Raw genomic sequence first — 15,195 nt, forward strand, 5'->3', positions numbered from 1 at the left:
CTCGACGCCCTGCGGTCCCACCTGAGCATCTCCGACGAGGAGCCGGAGACCGCCACCCTCGATCACTCAGGTCCGGCGATCCGCGTGGACGGTGCCGCCGCTTGGCGGGAGTTCGCGCAGGTGAAGGCAGCTCTAGGGTCCGCGGGAGCGGCTTGGAGGCGGGCGGTTTCAGTCCTCGGTGAGGTCGTACTCGTCGACGCCCAGCGAGGCGCCGGTCCGGTGGAGGAAGTCGAGCACGTCCCTGTCGAGTCGCCGGCCGAACGGGTTCGGGGCGTCGGTCGCGGGGCCCGGCGAAGGCTCATCCGTGAAGTAGCGCACGACGATGAGGATCGCGCCGCCCGCGGGCGTTTCGTCGCGCAACTCCCTTGCCAGGTCGGCGAGCTCGCCTGCCACAGGGCGCAGCCTGGCGAGGACGCAGGCGATCTGGTCGTCGACCCGGAGGTCGCTTTCCCGGCAGGAGATCTCCCAACTGTGCTCGACGGGCACGATGGGCCGGCTCAAGCGACTACCGCGCACCGTGGAGCGGTCCGGCCCAAGGCCGAGGCGCTCGGCCATCGCGGAGGCGGTAGTGCGTCGGCTGAACAGGGCGAAGTGCGCATGCTGGCGGATCGGCACAGCCGGAGCATACGGCCGGGTCTCGCCGTTGCCTTCTTGTGTGGGCGGCCTTCTCTGCGGCGGAGCGCACCAGGCCGGAGCGGAGTGGGCGGCGGTGCGGGAGGTCGGCTGGCCAGGGTGCAGGCCGAGCGCGCGCAGAGCGGCTGCGGGGAGGCTGACGGTCATCCGGCAGCGCCGAACGCCTTCGGCATCCGGGGCGCGGCCCACCGCGCAGCGGATCGAGGCCGGGCCCCAGGGCATCCAGTCGATGCCGCGGTCGCGCGGTCAAGCGCGCGGCCGCCCCGGGGGACGGGCGGCCGCGCGGGTTCCCGCAGGTCGAGATGGCGTCGCCGACCTCTCGCGGGACCTGCCGTACCAGTGCGAGACCGCCGGCGGTGTGCCGGTCGTGCCGGGGCCGGAGCTCACCGGCCTGCGCAGGGTCACCCCGTCGCGCTCTGGACTGCGCGAGATGATCGACGGGCGGTTCTTCTTCCTCGCCTGGGAGGTGGCGGCCCCGCGCGTCCGCCCGGGAGGAGCCGGGCGGACGCGCCGGGGTTCAGGAGGCGCCTCGGGCGTTGTAGACGACGGCGTCCGCACGGGAGCCGTATTCCTTGAAGACGGCTATGGCCTCGTCGGGAGCGTCGCCGTAGGCGACTTCGATGCCCCGGGCGGCGAACTGGGCGGCCCAGTCCTCACGCATGGGGCCTTCGTCGAAGCCGGTGAGTTCTTCGAGTTCGGGGCCGTCGCCGGCGATGAGGAGGCGGCGGACCCCGGACCACATGGCGGCGCCGTAGCACATGACGCAGGGGCGCCAGTTGACGACGAGTTCGAGGTCGGGGGTGCCGGGGGCACCGAGGTCCCAGCGGCCGAGGCGGGTCTGGGCGAGGGACAGCGCGGTCACCTCGGCGTGGACCGAAGACAGGTCGGAGGCCAGGACGACGTTGACGCCCGCCGAGATGACGGCTCCGCTTTCGCGTTCGACGACGAGGGCCGCGAACGGCCCGCCGGTGTCCTCGCGGTGGTTGCGGGAGGCGAGCCGGTTGGTGAGGGTGAGCCTTTCCCGGTCGCCGGGCAGGGTGTCGGGTACGTCGGCCATCTCCTCCAGCACCCACGCGGGAAGGCGGGCGCCGAACGAAGTGGCGAGGGCGGAAACGTCCATGAAGGGTCCTCTGGGACGGGTCGGGCGGTGCGGAGAGGGCTGAGGCCGAGGACGTGCGGTCCTCGCAGGGCGCGGCATCGTGTCGAGGCACCGCCGCCGACCCGCCACGTGCGGGTGCGAGGCTGCGCGCGGTCCGACACCGAGTGAAGGGGCTCGGGCGCGCGAAGGGGCCGTCGACGGTGGGGCGGGCGGGTTCAGCGGTTCCCGGGTCGGGTCCGCCGGGCCCGCGCCCGATGGCTGCCGTGCGCGACGCGCCCCCTCGTCCACGCGGTCCGGTGGACGAGTCGCCGCAGATCACCCGTGGCCCGCACCCGTCCCACCTCCGTTCGCCCCTGTGGACTCCGTCGGGATCGACGATGTCCTCTTCCGGTGTCCGCGCCGTTCCGTTGCGGTTACGGATGGATTGCCCTTCTGTTCGGTCCTCAATCGGCGGTCAGCCGAGCGCAGGCTGGGGGACCGGCGCGTGCCGCTCCAGCGCGTGCGCGAGCGCGGCGACGCCGAAGGCCAGGGCGGCGAGGATCGCGCCGACGATGTTCGGCGAGGTGTAGCCGTGCCCGGCGGCGATCACGAGGCCGCCGAGCCAGGCGGCGAGGGCGTTGCCGAGGTTGAACGCGCCGATGTTGACCGCCGAGGCGAGGGTCGGCGCACCGGACGCGTGGTCCAGCACCCGCTTCTGCAGGGGTGGCACCGTGGCGAAGCCGAGCGCCCCGACGAGGACGAGGGTGACGGCGGCCGGGACCGGGGAGCGCGCGGTGAACGTGAACAGGGCGAGGACGAGGGAGAGTCCGCCGAGCGAGGTGTACAGCATCGGCATCAGGGCGCGGTCGGCGTACCTGCCTCCGACGAGGTTCCCGGCGACCATGCCGATCCCGAGGAGGACGAGGAGCCAGGTGACGGACGATTCGGCGAATCCGGCGGCCTCGGTCATCATCGGCGCGATGTAGGTGACCGCGGCGAAGACCCCGCCGAAGCCGAGCACCGTCATGGCCATGGCGAGCAGGACCTGGACCTCGCCGAGCGAGCGGATCTCGTGCCGCAGCCGCACCCCCGACGGCGCTGGGATCTCCGGGACGAGTCGGGCGACCCCGGCGAGCGCGACGACGCCGAGCACGGCGACGATCGCGAAGGCGATCCGCCAGCCCAGCGTGTGCCCGACGAACGTGCCGAGGGGGACCCCGACGACGTTCGCGACGGTCAGCCCGGTGAACATCGCGGCGATGGCCCCGGCCCGCCGCTCGGGGGCGACGAGGCCGGCGGCGACGACCGAGCCGATGCCGAAGAACGCCCCATGGGTGAGGGAGGCGACGACCCGTCCGGCGAGCATCGCGCCGAAGGTCGGCGCGACGGCCGACAAGGTGTTCCCTGCGATGAACAGGACCATGAGGATCATGAGCATCTTCTTGCGCGAGACGCGGGTGCCGAGCGCCGTCATGAGCGGGGCGCCCGCCATGACGCCGAGGGCGTAGCCCGTCACGAGCCAGCCGGCGACGGGGATGGACACCCCGAACTCGGCGGCGGTGAGCGGCAGCAGCCCCATCATCACGAACTCGGTGGTTCCGATGGCGAACGCCCCGATGGCCAGGGCGAGGAGCGCGAGAGGCACGGTGGCCCTCCTGATGATTGCGCGAGTAGGTATCCAGCGCTGACAATAGTTGCACACGCCGGATACTTGCAAACGCGCTATATCGGCCGGTCTTTGGTAGTCTGGGCCCATGACCGCCACCGACCCAGGCCTGACGTCGCTCGCCCAGGGCTGGTGCGCGCTGTCGCTGCTGCACAGCAGGATCGAGGCCCGGATCGAGCGGGCACTGGAGGCCAGGCACGGCCTGAGCGTCCGCGAGTTCTCCCTGCTCGACGTCCTCAGCCGCCAACACGACGGGGACGGCGGCCATCTCCAGATGAAGCAGGTGGCCGACGCGGTGGTCCTCAGCCAGAGCGCCACGACCCGGCTCGTCACGCGGCTGGAGAACCGCGGCCTCCTCGCGCGTTATCTGTGCCCCACCGACCGCCGCGGCATCTACACCGACGTCACCAGTGAGGGCCGCGTCCTTCTGGAGGATGCCAGGCCCACCAACGACCAGGCCCTCCGGGAAGCCCTGGCCGAAGCCGCCGACAGCCCCGAGCTGGCTCCCCTGGTCCAGGCGCTCAGCGCGATCCCCGCCGCCCGCTAGCCACTCCTGGCACGGGACGACCGGACGACCGTGCCCGAGCGGGTGATCGGGGATCCCACGGCCGAGCGGATCGCCCGGGAGCACAACGTCGAGGTCGGGCGGTGCGCGATCGAGCGGATGGGTGAGTACCTCGACGCGGCGGGCCTCAGGCTGCGCGCCGGGCGCCTCCGTGGTGCGGCGGCAGCGTGAGCTGTCGGGTCGGCGCGAGGTCCGGCTCGTCGCCGACTGATGCGGGAAGAGCCCGCCGGGGTCCCCCGGCGGGCTCATGGAGATGGCCTTCGCGCACGCAGGGGCGCGCGAAGGTCATCCGAGGAGGCGGCGTGCGGAGCGGACCACCGCCTCGTCGATCAGGCGGCCCTCGGCGTCGACGCAGACGCCGGAGCCGGAGGCCAGGGCTGCCTCGTAGCGCGCAAGGACGTCCTTGGCCTTGGTGACTGCCTCGTCCGAGTGCGTGAAGACCTCGTTCACCACCGCGACCTGCGCGGGGTGGATGCAGGCGCGGCCCCAGAATCCGAGTCGGCGCAGCGCCTCCGAGGACGTCCGCAGCCCGTCGAGGTCGCGGAAGTCGACGCTGACGGGCGCGATCGGCTGGGCGATCCCGGCCGCCGCGCTCGCCGCGACGACCTGGGAGCGGCACCACAGCAGTTCGAGCCCGTCCGGGCCGGGTTCGACGCCCAGGTCCGCCGCCAGATCGGCCTCGCCGAGCTGGAGTCGGGCGACGCGCGGGGCACGGGCCAGCTCGCGGGCCCGGAAGACGGCCTCGCCGGACTCCAGCAGAGGCACCACGCCGAGGGGAGCCACCGAGCGCTCGGCTTCCAGGGAGGCCAGAAGGCTGTCGAGCACCACGAGGTCGGCAGGGTCCTCGGCCTTGGCCACGCAGACGCCCGCCACACCCGGCGCCACGACGGCCCGCAGGTCGTCGTGGCCCTGCTCACCCGGGTTGATGCGGATCCATACCGCAGGGCCCGAGAAGTCGCCTTCGCGCGAAGTGAGCCAGGATGCCACGGTCGCCCGCGCCGCCGCTTTGCCGCTCTGCGGGACCGCGTCCTCCAGGTCGACGATCAGTTCGTCCGCGCCCCGTCCGAGGGCCTTGACGAGCTTGTCGGGCGCGTCGCCGGGGACGTAGAGCGCCGAGCGGGCCGTCATCCGACGGTGCCCTTGCCTGTGATGAGCGCCTTGGCGATGACCGTCCGCATGATGTCGTTCGTGCCCTCGCCGATGCTCATCAGGGGCGCGTCCCGGTAGAGCCGCTCCACGACGAACTCCTTGGAGTACCCGTACCCGCCGTGCACCTGCATCGACGTGAGCGCGCACTCGATCGCGGCCTCGGAGGCGAACGTCTTGGCCATGCCCGCCTCCATGTCGATGCGGTTGCCCGCGTCGGCCTGGGAGGCGGCCCAGTAGACGAGGAGCCGGGAGGCCTGGACCTTGATCCCCATCTCGGCGATCTTCAGCTGAATGGCCTGGAAGTCGTGGATCGGCTTGCCGAACGCCTCGCGCTGGGCGGCGTAGGCGAGCGCCTCGTCATAGGCGGCCTGGGCGATGCCGAGCGAGCGCGCGGCGACGTTGATGCGCCCGGTCTCCAGCCCCGACAGCACCTGCTGCATGCCGCGCCCCTCGACGCCGCCGAGCAGGTTCTCCTTGGGCACCCGGCAGTCGGTGATGGTGATCTCGCACGACTCGGTGCCCTTGTAGCCGAGCTTCGGCAGGTCGCGGGAGACCTCGAAGCCTGGCGTGTCGGCGTCGACGAGCAGGACGGACATGCCCTTGTGCGCGGGAGAGGCCGCCGGGTCGGTCTTCACCAGGACGGGCAGCGGGTCCGCGTACCGCGCGTTGGTGATCCACGTCTTCGCGCCGTTGACGACGTAATGGTCGCCCTCCAAGCGCGCGGTGGTGGAGATGCCTTGGAGGTCGGTGCCCGCGCCGGGCTCGGTGAGGCCGATGCCGGTGCGGCGCTCGCCGGTCGCAAGGGCGGGCAGCAGCCGCGCCTTCTGCTCCTCGGTGCCGTGCCTGGCGATCATCCAGCAGGCCAGGGAGTGGCTGCCGAGGATGCCCGCGATGCCCATCCAGGCCTTGGAGATCTCCTCGAAGACCAGCGCGAACGACACCATGTCGACGCCCAGGCCGCCGTACTCCTCGGGCACGGTGAGGCCGAACAGCCCCAGCTGCTTCATGCCCTCGACGATCTCGGTGGGGTAGCGGCCGGAGGCCTCCCACTCCATCGCCACCGGGCGGATCTCCTTGTTGGCGAAGTCCCGCAGGGTGTCGCGGAAGAGCTTCTGCTCCTCGGAAAGGGAGAAGTCCATCTCAGTCAGTCCTCGTTCGCTTCGGCGGGGCGGAACACGGGCAGTCGGCGGCCGTCGGGCAGCGCCCGCCAGGCGACCCGCACGGGGTCGTCGCACCGCCAGGAGCCGGGCTCGGCGCCTTCCAGGTTGGTCAGCAGGATCGGCCCCTCGGCGAGCCGGACGCGCGCGACGACGTACGGGGCTTCGAGGTCGGGCCTGGGGGAGCGGTGCACGACGGTGAAGGAGTCGACGGTCCCCTTGCCGGACACGTCGGCGAAGTCCAGGTCGGTGCCGCCGCACGAGGCGCACAGGGCGCGCGGGTAGTGCTGGAGGCGTCCGCAGGAGACGCAGCGCTGCACGGTCAGCCGTCCCTCGCGCGTCGCGTCCCACCAGGGCTCGGTGATCTCGTCCGTGGGAATCCCCGGCGTCTCGGGAGGTGCGCTCATCGGTCGGCCCCCAGCAGGACTGTGGCGTGGGTGGAGAAGATGCCGCCGGTGCCGTGCGCGAGCGCGACCTCCGCGTCGGGCACCTGCCGGTCGCCGCACTCGCCGCGCAGCTGCCGGACGGCCTCGACGAGCAGGAGCAGCCCGAACATGCCCGGGTGGTTGTAGGACAGCCCGCCTCCGGAGGTGTTCGCCGGCAGGGAGCCTCCCGGACGGGTGGCGCCGGACGCGACGAGCGCGCCCGCCTCGCCCGGCTTGCAGAACCCGAGACCTTCGAGGGTGAGCAGGACGGTGATGGTGAACGAGTCGTAGAGCTGGAGCACGTCGACGTCCGAAGGCTCCAGCCCGGCCATGGCGAACGCGGCGGCACCCGAGGCGAACGAGCCGGGACGCAGCAGGTCGTCGGCCGCGATCATGCCCGCGTTCGTGGTCGACTCGCCGTAGCCGAGCACCACGACGGGCGGCTTGGGCAGGTCCCGGGCGCGCTCCAGCGAGGTCAGCACGACCGCGCCGCCCCCGTCGGTGACGAGGCAGCAGTCCGCGACGGTGAGCGGCGAAGACACCGGCTTGGACGCGAGCGCCTCTTCGACGCTCAAGGGACCCGCCCCGTGGCGGAACGCCTTCGGGTTGAGCAGGGCCCACTCCCGGGCGGCGACGGCCACCTCGGCGAGCCACTCCCGGCCGCCCTTGTACTCGTGGAGGTACCGCTGAGCGGCCATCGCGTAGTACGACAGCGGGAACAGCGGCCCGTACGGGTCCTCGAACTGCGCCTGCGGAAGGTGCGACTCCTGGACCCCGCCCAGAGACCGGGACCTCGCCGACCTCTGGTTGGAGCCGTAGGAGATGACGACGGTCGAGCACTGCCCCGACTCGATCGCCTGCGCGGCCCGCGCGACGTACATCTCGAACGCCGAGCCGCCCGCGAACGTCGAGTCCGACCAGGCGGGCTCGATGCCGAGGTACTCGGCGAGCTGCGGGGTGGAGAACCGGGAGACGCCCGCGGTGGCCAGCCCGTCGACGTCGGCGAGGGTGAGGCCGGCGTCGGCCAGCGCGCGGGTGATGCCCTGCGTCTGGAGGGTGAGGATCGACTTGTTCGTCACCCCGAGGTCGGACTCGGCGGCGCCGACGATGGCGACGGTCATGCGTCGCCGCCGGGGAAGACCGCCGTGGGCACGACCTCGATGAGGAACTCCGGCCGCAGCAGCGCCGAGCACACGACCGACGTCAGGGCCGGGGTGTCGCCGAAGTACTTGCGCCGGATCTCGGCGACCTCCGGGTACCGCGCGACGGCGTCCGGGGTGATGTACTCCACGAGCCGCGTGACGGAGCCATAAGGCAGGTCCTCGCCCAAGCCCGCCTCGCGGAGGACCGCGGCGATGCTCGCGTACGTGTACTCCGCCTGCGCGAGGAGGTCGTCTTCGAAGATGGCCTTCTGGGTGGCGGGCTCCAGGGAGCCGAACCCCGACATGAACAGGGTGCGCCCGTTGGACAGGCCGGGCTTGTAGGTGAGGGTCGCGTACCGCTTCCAGCCCGGGTTCACCGCCTTGAAGGGGACGGTCGTGGCGATCGCGTCGAGGGAGACCATCGCGCCCGGCACCACGGCCTGGTCGATGACGATCCCGGCCGCGCCCGGGTGGACCGGCCTGCCGTCGCTCCCGGTGCCTCCGAGCAGTTCCTTGCGGGGCCGTCCGCACCGCGGGTACTGCGAGCGGGTCGCGCGCGCCGTGTAGTCGGTCGTCTGGACGAGCGAGTCGAGGCCCAGCCCGGCGGCCTTCAGCAGCTCGCCGGTCTTCTCCAGCGTGTGGCGGTACTGCTCGCGGAAGTCGTCGGCGTGCACGACCGACGTCCCGTCGTGCGGGTGGACGCTCGGCAGGTACACGATGTCGTCGGCGATCCGGACGGTGCCGCGGTGGAAGCCGTGGTCGGGGTGCGCCTCGACCAGGGTGCCGCCGCCGGGGAACGCGGTCAGCTCGATCGCGAGGACCGCGCCGTCCTCGGGCAGCGCCTCCACGCCGACGGTCGCGACGGGCACGAGCTGTCCGGCCAGGGCGGCGTTCCGCGCGGCCTCGACCTCGGCGTACCCGTCGAGCGCGGCGCCGGTGGCGTACTCCACGACGTAGACGACGTCGGACGGGGCGAGGCCCGCCCCGGCGAGCGCGGCGAACGCGCCCGCGTAGGCTTCGGCGACGCCGCCCGCGACCGCGGACAGCCGGGTGGTCTTAAGGCTCATGGTTCTCCAATGCGCTGATGAGGGCGGCCGGGGACGCCGCGCCGGCAAGGGTGAGGATCGCGTCGGCGACGGTCTCGCCGCCGGGTCCGAGGGCCGCCAGGGCCTTGGCGCGCACGAGCGCGTCGATCGCGGGGTCGTCGGGTCCGCCGCCGCTGCGGGGCACCTCGCCCGCGACGGTCTCGCCCGAGTCGAGCCGGATCAGGACGTGGCCGGGCTGGTCGGCGGCGGCGCCGGGATAGTCGACGACCTCGGTGCGCACCTTCGCGGCCAGCGCGAGCAGTTCGGGCCGCTCGATCCGCGTGTAGGTGCCGATGGTGACCTCGCCGTCGGTGAGCATCGCCGCGACGCTCCACGGCAGGCTGAACTTCGCGTCGTAAGACGTTCTGGGCGTTTCCTTGCCCGGCCCGCAGACGATCTTGGCCGCGTCCGGATGGGCCCGCACCGTGATCTCCGCGATCCGATCGAGCGGCACGCCCTTCGCGCGCGCCTCGCGGGCCGCGTCGAGCTGGGCGTGCATGAGCTGGCACGCCGGATAGGGCTTGACCGTGATCCGGGCCGCCTCCCAGCGCTCACCGAGCCCGCCGAGGATGGCCGAGCGGTCGGCCTCACGGCGCGCCAGCGCTCTGTACAGGCCGTACTCGCCCTCGAAGACCGACACCGGGCCGGTCGCCCCGGCCGAGGCCAGCACGGCCGCGGTGAGGCCGTCGGACGCGGCGAAGCCCGGGTGGAGCTGCTTGGTGGAGCTGCCGGTGTTGAGGAACTCCAGCAGGCCGCCCGCGCGGCTGCCCGCGATGCCGAGGGCGTTCACCGTCTGCTCCACGCTCAGGCCGCGAAGGCGGGCCGCGGTGAGCGCCGCGGCGAACACGCCGCACGCCTCGGTGGCGTGCAGGCCGACCGCGTGGAATCCGTGCGGGGCCGCCGCGCCGAGCCGGCAGATCGTTTCCAGGCCGATCACCAGCGCCGTCACGGCCTCCGCGCCGGAGACGCCCGGTCCCTTCCCCGCGCAGCCTTCGGCGAGGACGACGGGCACGACCGGGGCGGAGGCGTGCACGAGGCCGCCCGCGTGGGTGTCGTCGAAGTCCAGCGCGTGCACGAGGACGCCGTTGGCGAGGGCGGCGGCGGGCCGGGACACGCGGGTACGGCCGCCCAGGATGAGCGCGTCTCCGGGGCCCATCGCCTCGGCGGTGCGCACCGCCGCGTCCGCCGCGCCTGCCCGGGCCCCGGCGAACGCGTTGCCGACGGCGTCCAGCAGATGCCGGAGCGCGGCCTCGCGCACGGGTTCCGGCACGTCCTGCGGCCGCAAGGCCAGGGCCCAGGCGGCGAGCTCTTCGGCGATCGTGCTCATGCAGGGGTCCCGAACGCGCCGTCGCCCGCCAGCTCGGCGATCCGCTCGGGGGAGTAGCCGAGCCCGGTGAGGACCTCGTCCTGGTGCTCGCCGCGCTGCGGGGCGCGGACGTAGCCGGGCTGCTCCGCCCCGACCCGGACGGGCGAAGCCAGGTTCTTCAGGGTGCCGTACCGGGGGTGCTCGGTCTCCACGATGAGGTCGCGGGCGATCGTGTGCTCCTCGGCGAGCGCCTGGGACACGTCGTTGATCGGCCCGCACGGGATCGCGGCCGCCGTCATGGGCTCCAGCCACTGCGCGACGGTCCGGGTCGCGAAGATCTTCTCCAGCTCGGAAAGCAGGACGCCCGCATTGCGCTGCCGGTCGGCGAAGGTCAGGAACCGGGGATCCTCGGCGAGGTCGGGCCGGTCGATCACGACCGCGAGACGCTCCCAGAACTTCTGCTTGGCGCACCCGACGACGATCCAGCCGTCGGCCGCCTCGAACGCCTGGAACGGCACCAGCGACGGGTGCGCGGAGTGCCTGGTCCGGACGGGCGTGAACCCGGCGTTCAGGTGCCAGGTGCCCGGATAGGTGAGCATCGAGACGGCGGTGTCGTACAGGGACACGTCGCAGTCCATGCCCACGCCGTCGCGGCGGGCCGCGTGCAGGGCGGTCAGCAGCGAGAGGGCGGCGACGTACCCGCCCGTGTAGTCGACCAGGGAGAGGCCGGACTTGGCGGGCGGCCCGTCGGGCTCTCCGGTGAGGTCCATCCAGCCCGCGAGGCCCTGAAGGATGTAGTCGTACCCCGGCTGGGCCGCGCGCGGGCCCGTCATCCCGAAGCCGGTCAGCGAGCAGCAGACGATCCTCGGGTTGAGGTGCTTGAGGTCGTCGTAGGTGATCCGGAGCTTCTTCGGCACGTCGCCGCGCAGGTTGGAGTACACCGCGTCCGCGCCGCGCACGAGGTCCTCGAAGACGGCGCGGCCTGCGGGCGTCGCCATGTCGAGCGAGATCGACTTCTTGTTCCGGTTGAAGGTCTCGTAGAAGATCGAGTCTTCTTCTTCGGCGTACGGCGGCACGTAGCGCCCGACGTCCCCACCGGTCCGCGGGTCCTCGATCTTGATGATCTCCGCGCCCTGGTCGGCCAGGTGCAGCGAGCCGAACGGCCCCGCGCCGTACTGCTCCAGGGAGATGATCCGGACGTCCTCCAGCGGCTTCAAGACAGCTCCCTGATGAGGTCGATGATGCGGGCCTGGGCGGCCCGGATCTCGGCGGGGTCGATGCCGTGCGTCGGCGGGGTCAGTTTGACGGAGTCGGCGAGCCCCGCATAGGCCGCGACCCGCTCGGCCACCTCGTCGAGCGTGCCGGTCAGGGTAAGGGCGTCGGTCATCCGGTCGGAGACCGCGGGGGCCAGGAAGTCGGCGCCCGCGCCCGCCCGGAACGCGGCGATGACCTCGTCCTGGTCCTCGGCGAGGCCGTGGAAGGCGAAGAACTCGGCGTAGGTGCGCACCGAGGCGTAGAAACCGGCCGTGCCGGCGGCCCTGCCGCGCGCCACCGCCTTGTCGTCGTCGATCGAGCAGGCCGCCGACACCACGACGTCCAGGGAGGCCCGGCCGCGGCCCGCCTTGGCCAGGCCCTCCTCCAGCGGGGGGAGGGAGCGCTCGGCGAGCCAGGAGGGGGAGCACAGCTCGTGCGAGATCCAGCCGTCGCCGATCTCGCCCGCGAGCCTCGTCATGGCAGGGCCCATCGCGGCGACATAGACCGGGATCTCCTTGCGCGCCTGCGTGTAGGGCCGCTGGTAGCCGCGGATCCTTACGGGCTCGTGCTCGCCCTCCAGCGTCATGGGCGCCCCGTCGGCGGCGTGCGCGACGATGTGCCGGACGGCCGCGACGGTCTCGCGCAGGTGGGTGACGGGCTTGCCCCAGCGCGCGTTGTGCCAGTCCTCGTTCAGCCGCTTGACCCCGGTGCCCAGACCGAGGACGAACCTGCCGCCGGACATCTCGTCGAGGTCCATCGCCTCCAGGGCCGTCACCATGGGGCTGCGGGTGAACGCGAGCGCGATCGCGGTGCCGACGCGGGCCCGGGAGGTGCCCGCGGCGAGCGCGGCGGCCGAGACGGTGGCGCTGCGGTGCAACTCGGGCACCCACAGGGTGGTCGCGCCGGCCTCCTCGGCCGCCCGCCCGGCCGACACCAGCTCCTCCAGGGTCTCGCCCCAGGGACCGAAGGTGATCTTGAGTGGGCTCACGCCTCGGCCTCGGGCAGGGTCATCTCGCCGGTCTTGGCCTTGGGGAAGTAGCCCTTGTCGTTCTTGGCGCTCCTCTTGTAGACCATCGCCGACCGCGTCCAGGAGACGACCTCGTCGCCGTCCTGGTTGAGGCCGCGGGTCTTGCAGGTGAGGATGCCCGCGTAAGGCCGCGACTTGGATTCGCGCTTGTCCAGCACGATCGACTCGGCGTAGAGGGTGTCTCCGACGAAGACGGGGTGGGGGAGCTTGATGTCGGTCCAGCCGAGGTTGAACATCGCGTTCTGCGACATGTCGATCACCGAGAGGCCGACCACCAGGGCCACCGTCAGCCCGGAGTTGACGATGATCTTGCCGTAGGGGGCGCGGGCGGCGAAATCGGCGTTGAAGTGGTTCTGGTTGGTGTTCAGCGTGAGCAGCGTGAACCAGGTGTTGTCGGTCTCGTTGACCGTTCGGCCGAACGGGTGCTGGTAGACGTCGCCGATGACGAAATCCTCGTAGTACTTGCCGATCCCGGCCTCGTGAACGGTCACCGCGACTCCTCGGGGGATGTAAAAGTCAGACCTTTACCCTGGAGGATAAAGGTCTGAGGTATTCGGATCAAGGCCCCGGCCCGGTTCGTGGGCTCCCCGGCGCAGCCGGGCTCTCAAAGAGCCCGCGAACCGGGCCCTGTGAGCAGGGATCGGATCGGTGCCGGTCAGCCCGCCGCGGGGCCGTCCGGAACGCCCAGCAGGACCCGCGCGCTCGCGGGCGCCGCGGCCACCCGGGCCGCCTCCCCGTCGGGCCCGACGACGACCACGCGCTGCTCCAGGACCAGGTAGTCCTCGCCGACCTCGGTCACCGAGCCCTCGCACCGGACGGTCTCCTCGGCGAACACCAGCGCCTTGAAGGTGAAGTCCAGCTTGCGCACGAACGACTGAGGCCCCAGCCAGTCCTGGATCTGCTCCACGAGCAGCGCCCCGAACACCTGACCGTCGACGACGGGGCCGGGGACCTGGGCCTTCTTCACGTACTCCGGGTCGTAGTGCAGCCGGTACCAGTCCCAGGTCGCGCCCGCGTAGGCCACCATGTCGGCGAGGCCGATCCTGCGCTCCAGCGGCGGGACCACGTCGCCCACCGCGTACTTCGCCGCCTCGGTCACCGGCCGCCCTCCAGTTCCACGAAGATGATCGTCTCCTCGTTCTCGGCGAGGAGGCCGCCGTTCTGATCGGTGTAGGTCGCCTTGGACGAGATGATCAGCATCTCGGCGCCCGACCTGGTCGTCTTGCCCGTGACGTCGGTGATCTCCCAGGTCGCGGTCACGACGTCGTCCGGCCTGATCCTGCGGTGGAAGGTGTAGGAGTTCCCGCCGCGCACCTTGCGGGTGCCCGGGATCTCGATGCCCCACTCGTGCCCCGCGTAGCCGTCCGGCGGGATCGGCAGGTTCGCGTACTGGTTGGTCTCGCAGATCAGGGTGAGCGGCGCGGTGACGCCGGAAAGGCCCTGCGCGCGGGCGTATTCGGGGTCGGAGTAGAGCGGGTTGTGGTCGCCGATCGCGATGCCGAAGTACCGGCCGGCCGCGCCGCCGAACTCCTCCGGCGCGGTGTAGACCCGCTTGCTTCCGACGAGCGCCCGGACCTCATCGGTCAGGAGTTTCATGTCTCGTCCTACGGGATGAGAGCTCAAGGTGAGAGCGTTGACGGGGAGCCGCCCGACGGTCAACGTCAGACGTATCGCGGAGTCTAGGGGAGGAGGCCCGGAGCGGGTCAAGCCTCGCTACTCCCGGTAGGCGCCGCGGATGTTCCCGAGATGGGCGCGCATCGCCGCGCTGGCGCCCGGCCCGTCGCCCGCCGCGATCCGCTCGATGATCAGCTGGTGGTCGGCGTCGACGAGCGACCAGAACTCCGGCTGCTCGGGCTTGAGGAACCGGGTGCGCAGCACGTGGAACACCGGCTCGGTCATCATCGTGAGCAGGCCGTTGCCGCTCGCGTCCATGACCACGTTGTGGAAGTCGCGGTGCTCGCGGAACTTGCCGCTGCGGCCGCGGGTGCGCTTCTCCCGGTCCATGGCCGCGCGCAGCGCCTCCAGGTGCTCCTCCCCGCGCCGCTCGGCCGCCAGGGCGGCGGCCGGGACCTCCAGCAACTCGCGGGCCTCAAGGATGGCCGCCAAGGGCAGGTCGGCCGAGCCGGACATCAGGCCGAGCCCGACCTCCAGGTAGTCGCTGATCTGGTCCGGGGCGATCCGGCAGACGAACGTCCCGCCCGTCGTGCCGCGCGCGGTGCGCACCAGGCCCTGGGAGGTGAGGACGCGCAGCGCCTCGCGCACCGTGCTGCGGCTCACCCCGAAGTTGCCGCCGATCTCGTTCTCCGGCGGCAGCCTGTCGCCCGGCGCCAGGGAGCCGTCGAGGATCAGGTCGCGGAGCTGGTCGGCCACCTGCTGGTAGGCCGGGCGCAGGCGCGTCACCGGCAGTGACGGGGCCGCGCCCCCCTCGTTCGCTCTCACCATGGTTCGCCCCGCAAAGGTCAGACGTTGAAGATGCCGCCCATCTCGGCGGGCGCCCATCATCGCACGCCCCACGCGGGAGTACCACGGGCGTCGATGACGCCCGCCCGCCGCATAACTCTGATGTATCGGTCTCCCGGTGGACTTCCGGAAAAGGGAGAGGGTGCGGCTTAGGGGAAACAGGCGGCAGGGTATGACCTGAGTGATCAGTGCTGTTCCGGTGGGAACCGGACGAACAGACTGATCGTTGTATCCGTGACTCCGTACGA

The 15,195-nt window shown here is 72.0% G+C and carries 17 protein-coding genes; 2 read left to right on the top strand and 15 right to left on the bottom strand.

All coding sequences use genetic code 11. From position 1 onward, the window contains the following. Positions 1-168: 168 nt before the first annotated feature. The 3 genes from ACYVOM_RS15030 to ACYVOM_RS15040 all read right to left on the bottom strand — a co-directional run bounded on the left by ACYVOM_RS15030 (position 169) and on the right by ACYVOM_RS15040 (position 3,356). Entirely contained in the window at positions 169-615 is a 447-nt protein-coding gene (locus tag ACYVOM_RS15030; protein WP_460303963.1) for a DUF4279 domain-containing protein, read from the bottom strand. A gap of 535 nt (positions 616-1,150) precedes the next feature. Then, complete coding sequence (locus tag ACYVOM_RS15035; RefSeq protein ID WP_460303964.1) at positions 1,151-1,753, bottom strand: nucleoside deaminase; 603 nt, start codon at positions 1,751-1,753, stop codon at positions 1,151-1,153. Positions 1,754-2,186: 433 nt separating this feature from the next. Further along, positions 2,187-3,356 carry an MFS transporter gene (locus ACYVOM_RS15040; protein WP_460303965.1) on the bottom strand — a complete coding sequence of 390 codons (1,170 nt, stop codon included), beginning with the start codon at positions 3,354-3,356 and terminating at the stop codon, positions 2,187-2,189. A 109-nt stretch (positions 3,357-3,465) separates the two neighbouring features. Here ACYVOM_RS15040 and ACYVOM_RS15045 point away from each other — a divergent pair, with 109 nt between their 5' ends. Together ACYVOM_RS15045 and ACYVOM_RS15050 are read left to right on the top strand one after the other, a co-directional pair. Then, complete coding sequence (locus ACYVOM_RS15045; protein ID WP_460303966.1) at positions 3,466-3,924, top strand: MarR family winged helix-turn-helix transcriptional regulator; 459 nt, start codon at positions 3,466-3,468, stop codon at positions 3,922-3,924. A 42-nt stretch (positions 3,925-3,966) separates the two neighbouring features. Further along, on the top strand, positions 3,967-4,113 hold the full coding sequence (locus ACYVOM_RS15050; protein ID WP_460303967.1) for a hypothetical protein: 147 nt from the start codon (positions 3,967-3,969) through the stop codon (positions 4,111-4,113). A gap of 114 nt (positions 4,114-4,227) precedes the next feature. Here the strand turns inward: ACYVOM_RS15050 and ACYVOM_RS15055 are convergent, their stop codons facing one another. The 12 genes from ACYVOM_RS15055 to ACYVOM_RS15110 form a co-directional block, all read right to left on the bottom strand. Beyond that, on the bottom strand, positions 4,228-5,070 hold the full coding sequence (locus ACYVOM_RS15055; protein ID WP_460303968.1) for an HpcH/HpaI aldolase/citrate lyase family protein: 843 nt from the start codon (positions 5,068-5,070) through the stop codon (positions 4,228-4,230). Next, positions 5,067-6,230 (bottom strand): acyl-CoA dehydrogenase family protein, encoded by a 1,164-nt coding sequence (locus ACYVOM_RS15060; protein WP_460303969.1) that lies wholly within the window; start codon positions 6,228-6,230, stop codon positions 5,067-5,069. Before ACYVOM_RS15060 ends, ACYVOM_RS15055 begins: the two co-directional genes overlap by 4 nt. A gap of 5 nt (positions 6,231-6,235) precedes the next feature. Next, complete coding sequence (locus tag ACYVOM_RS15065) at positions 6,236-6,655, bottom strand: Zn-ribbon domain-containing OB-fold protein (protein WP_460303970.1); 420 nt, start codon at positions 6,653-6,655, stop codon at positions 6,236-6,238. After that, positions 6,652-7,794 (bottom strand): acetyl-CoA acetyltransferase, encoded by a 1,143-nt coding sequence (locus ACYVOM_RS15070; protein WP_460303971.1) that lies wholly within the window; start codon positions 7,792-7,794, stop codon positions 6,652-6,654. Before ACYVOM_RS15070 ends, ACYVOM_RS15065 begins: the two co-directional genes overlap by 4 nt. After that, positions 7,791-8,882, bottom strand: coding sequence for a RidA family protein (locus tag ACYVOM_RS15075; protein ID WP_460303972.1), 1,092 nt, complete (start codon positions 8,880-8,882; stop codon positions 7,791-7,793). Before ACYVOM_RS15075 ends, ACYVOM_RS15070 begins: the two co-directional genes overlap by 4 nt. After that, positions 8,872-10,227 (bottom strand): MmgE/PrpD family protein, encoded by a 1,356-nt coding sequence (locus ACYVOM_RS15080; protein WP_460303973.1) that lies wholly within the window; start codon positions 10,225-10,227, stop codon positions 8,872-8,874. The genes ACYVOM_RS15075 and ACYVOM_RS15080 overlap by 11 nt, the downstream gene beginning before the upstream one ends. After that, complete coding sequence (locus ACYVOM_RS15085; protein WP_460303974.1) at positions 10,224-11,423, bottom strand: CaiB/BaiF CoA transferase family protein; 1,200 nt, start codon at positions 11,421-11,423, stop codon at positions 10,224-10,226. The genes ACYVOM_RS15080 and ACYVOM_RS15085 overlap by 4 nt, the downstream gene beginning before the upstream one ends. After that, the gene (locus ACYVOM_RS15090) at positions 11,420-12,448 is read right to left on the bottom strand and encodes an LLM class flavin-dependent oxidoreductase (RefSeq protein WP_460303975.1); all 1,029 of its coding nucleotides are present in this window, start codon (positions 12,446-12,448) and stop codon (positions 11,420-11,422) included. The genes ACYVOM_RS15085 and ACYVOM_RS15090 overlap by 4 nt, the downstream gene beginning before the upstream one ends. Continuing rightward, positions 12,445-12,978, bottom strand: a complete 534-nt coding sequence (locus tag ACYVOM_RS15095) for a MaoC family dehydratase (RefSeq protein WP_460303976.1) — start codon at positions 12,976-12,978, stop codon at positions 12,445-12,447. The genes ACYVOM_RS15090 and ACYVOM_RS15095 overlap by 4 nt, the downstream gene beginning before the upstream one ends. 164 nt (positions 12,979-13,142) lie before the next feature. After that, positions 13,143-13,586, bottom strand: a complete 444-nt coding sequence (locus tag ACYVOM_RS15100; RefSeq protein WP_460303977.1) for a MaoC/PaaZ C-terminal domain-containing protein — start codon at positions 13,584-13,586, stop codon at positions 13,143-13,145. Continuing rightward, on the bottom strand, positions 13,583-14,083 hold the full coding sequence (locus ACYVOM_RS15105; protein ID WP_460303978.1) for an FAS1-like dehydratase domain-containing protein: 501 nt from the start codon (positions 14,081-14,083) through the stop codon (positions 13,583-13,585). The genes ACYVOM_RS15100 and ACYVOM_RS15105 overlap by 4 nt, the downstream gene beginning before the upstream one ends. 117 nt (positions 14,084-14,200) lie before the next feature. Next, positions 14,201-14,929 (bottom strand): FadR/GntR family transcriptional regulator, encoded by a 729-nt coding sequence (locus tag ACYVOM_RS15110; RefSeq protein ID WP_460303979.1) that lies wholly within the window; start codon positions 14,927-14,929, stop codon positions 14,201-14,203. Positions 14,930-15,195: the final 266 nt, after the last annotated feature.

The organism is Actinocorallia aurea (assembly GCF_054783995.1).

What these genes read in the sequence shown, in the direction of transcription:
- ACYVOM_RS15035 (WP_460303964.1), bottom strand. Translation starts at nt 1,753, where the DNA reads ATGGACGTTTCCGCCCTCGCCACTTCGTTCGGCGCCCGCCTTCCCGCG.
- ACYVOM_RS15045 (WP_460303966.1), top strand. Translation starts at nt 3,466, where the DNA reads ATGACCGCCACCGACCCAGGCCTGACGTCGCTCGCCCAGGGCTGGTGC.
- ACYVOM_RS15055 (WP_460303968.1), bottom strand. Translation starts at nt 5,070, where the DNA reads ATGACGGCCCGCTCGGCGCTCTACGTCCCCGGCGACGCGCCCGACAAG.
- ACYVOM_RS15060 (WP_460303969.1), bottom strand. Translation starts at nt 6,230, where the DNA reads ATGGACTTCTCCCTTTCCGAGGAGCAGAAGCTCTTCCGCGACACCCTG.
- ACYVOM_RS15065 (WP_460303970.1), bottom strand. Translation starts at nt 6,655, where the DNA reads ATGAGCGCACCTCCCGAGACGCCGGGGATTCCCACGGACGAGATCACC.
- ACYVOM_RS15070 (WP_460303971.1), bottom strand. Translation starts at nt 7,794, where the DNA reads ATGACCGTCGCCATCGTCGGCGCCGCCGAGTCCGACCTCGGGGTGACG.
- ACYVOM_RS15075 (WP_460303972.1), bottom strand. Translation starts at nt 8,882, where the DNA reads ATGAGCCTTAAGACCACCCGGCTGTCCGCGGTCGCGGGCGGCGTCGCC.
- ACYVOM_RS15080 (WP_460303973.1), bottom strand. Translation starts at nt 10,227, where the DNA reads ATGAGCACGATCGCCGAAGAGCTCGCCGCCTGGGCCCTGGCCTTGCGG.
- ACYVOM_RS15105 (WP_460303978.1), bottom strand. Translation starts at nt 14,083, where the DNA reads ATGAAACTCCTGACCGATGAGGTCCGGGCGCTCGTCGGAAGCAAGCGG.
- ACYVOM_RS15110 (WP_460303979.1), bottom strand. Translation starts at nt 14,929, where the DNA reads ATGGTGAGAGCGAACGAGGGGGGCGCGGCCCCGTCACTGCCGGTGACG.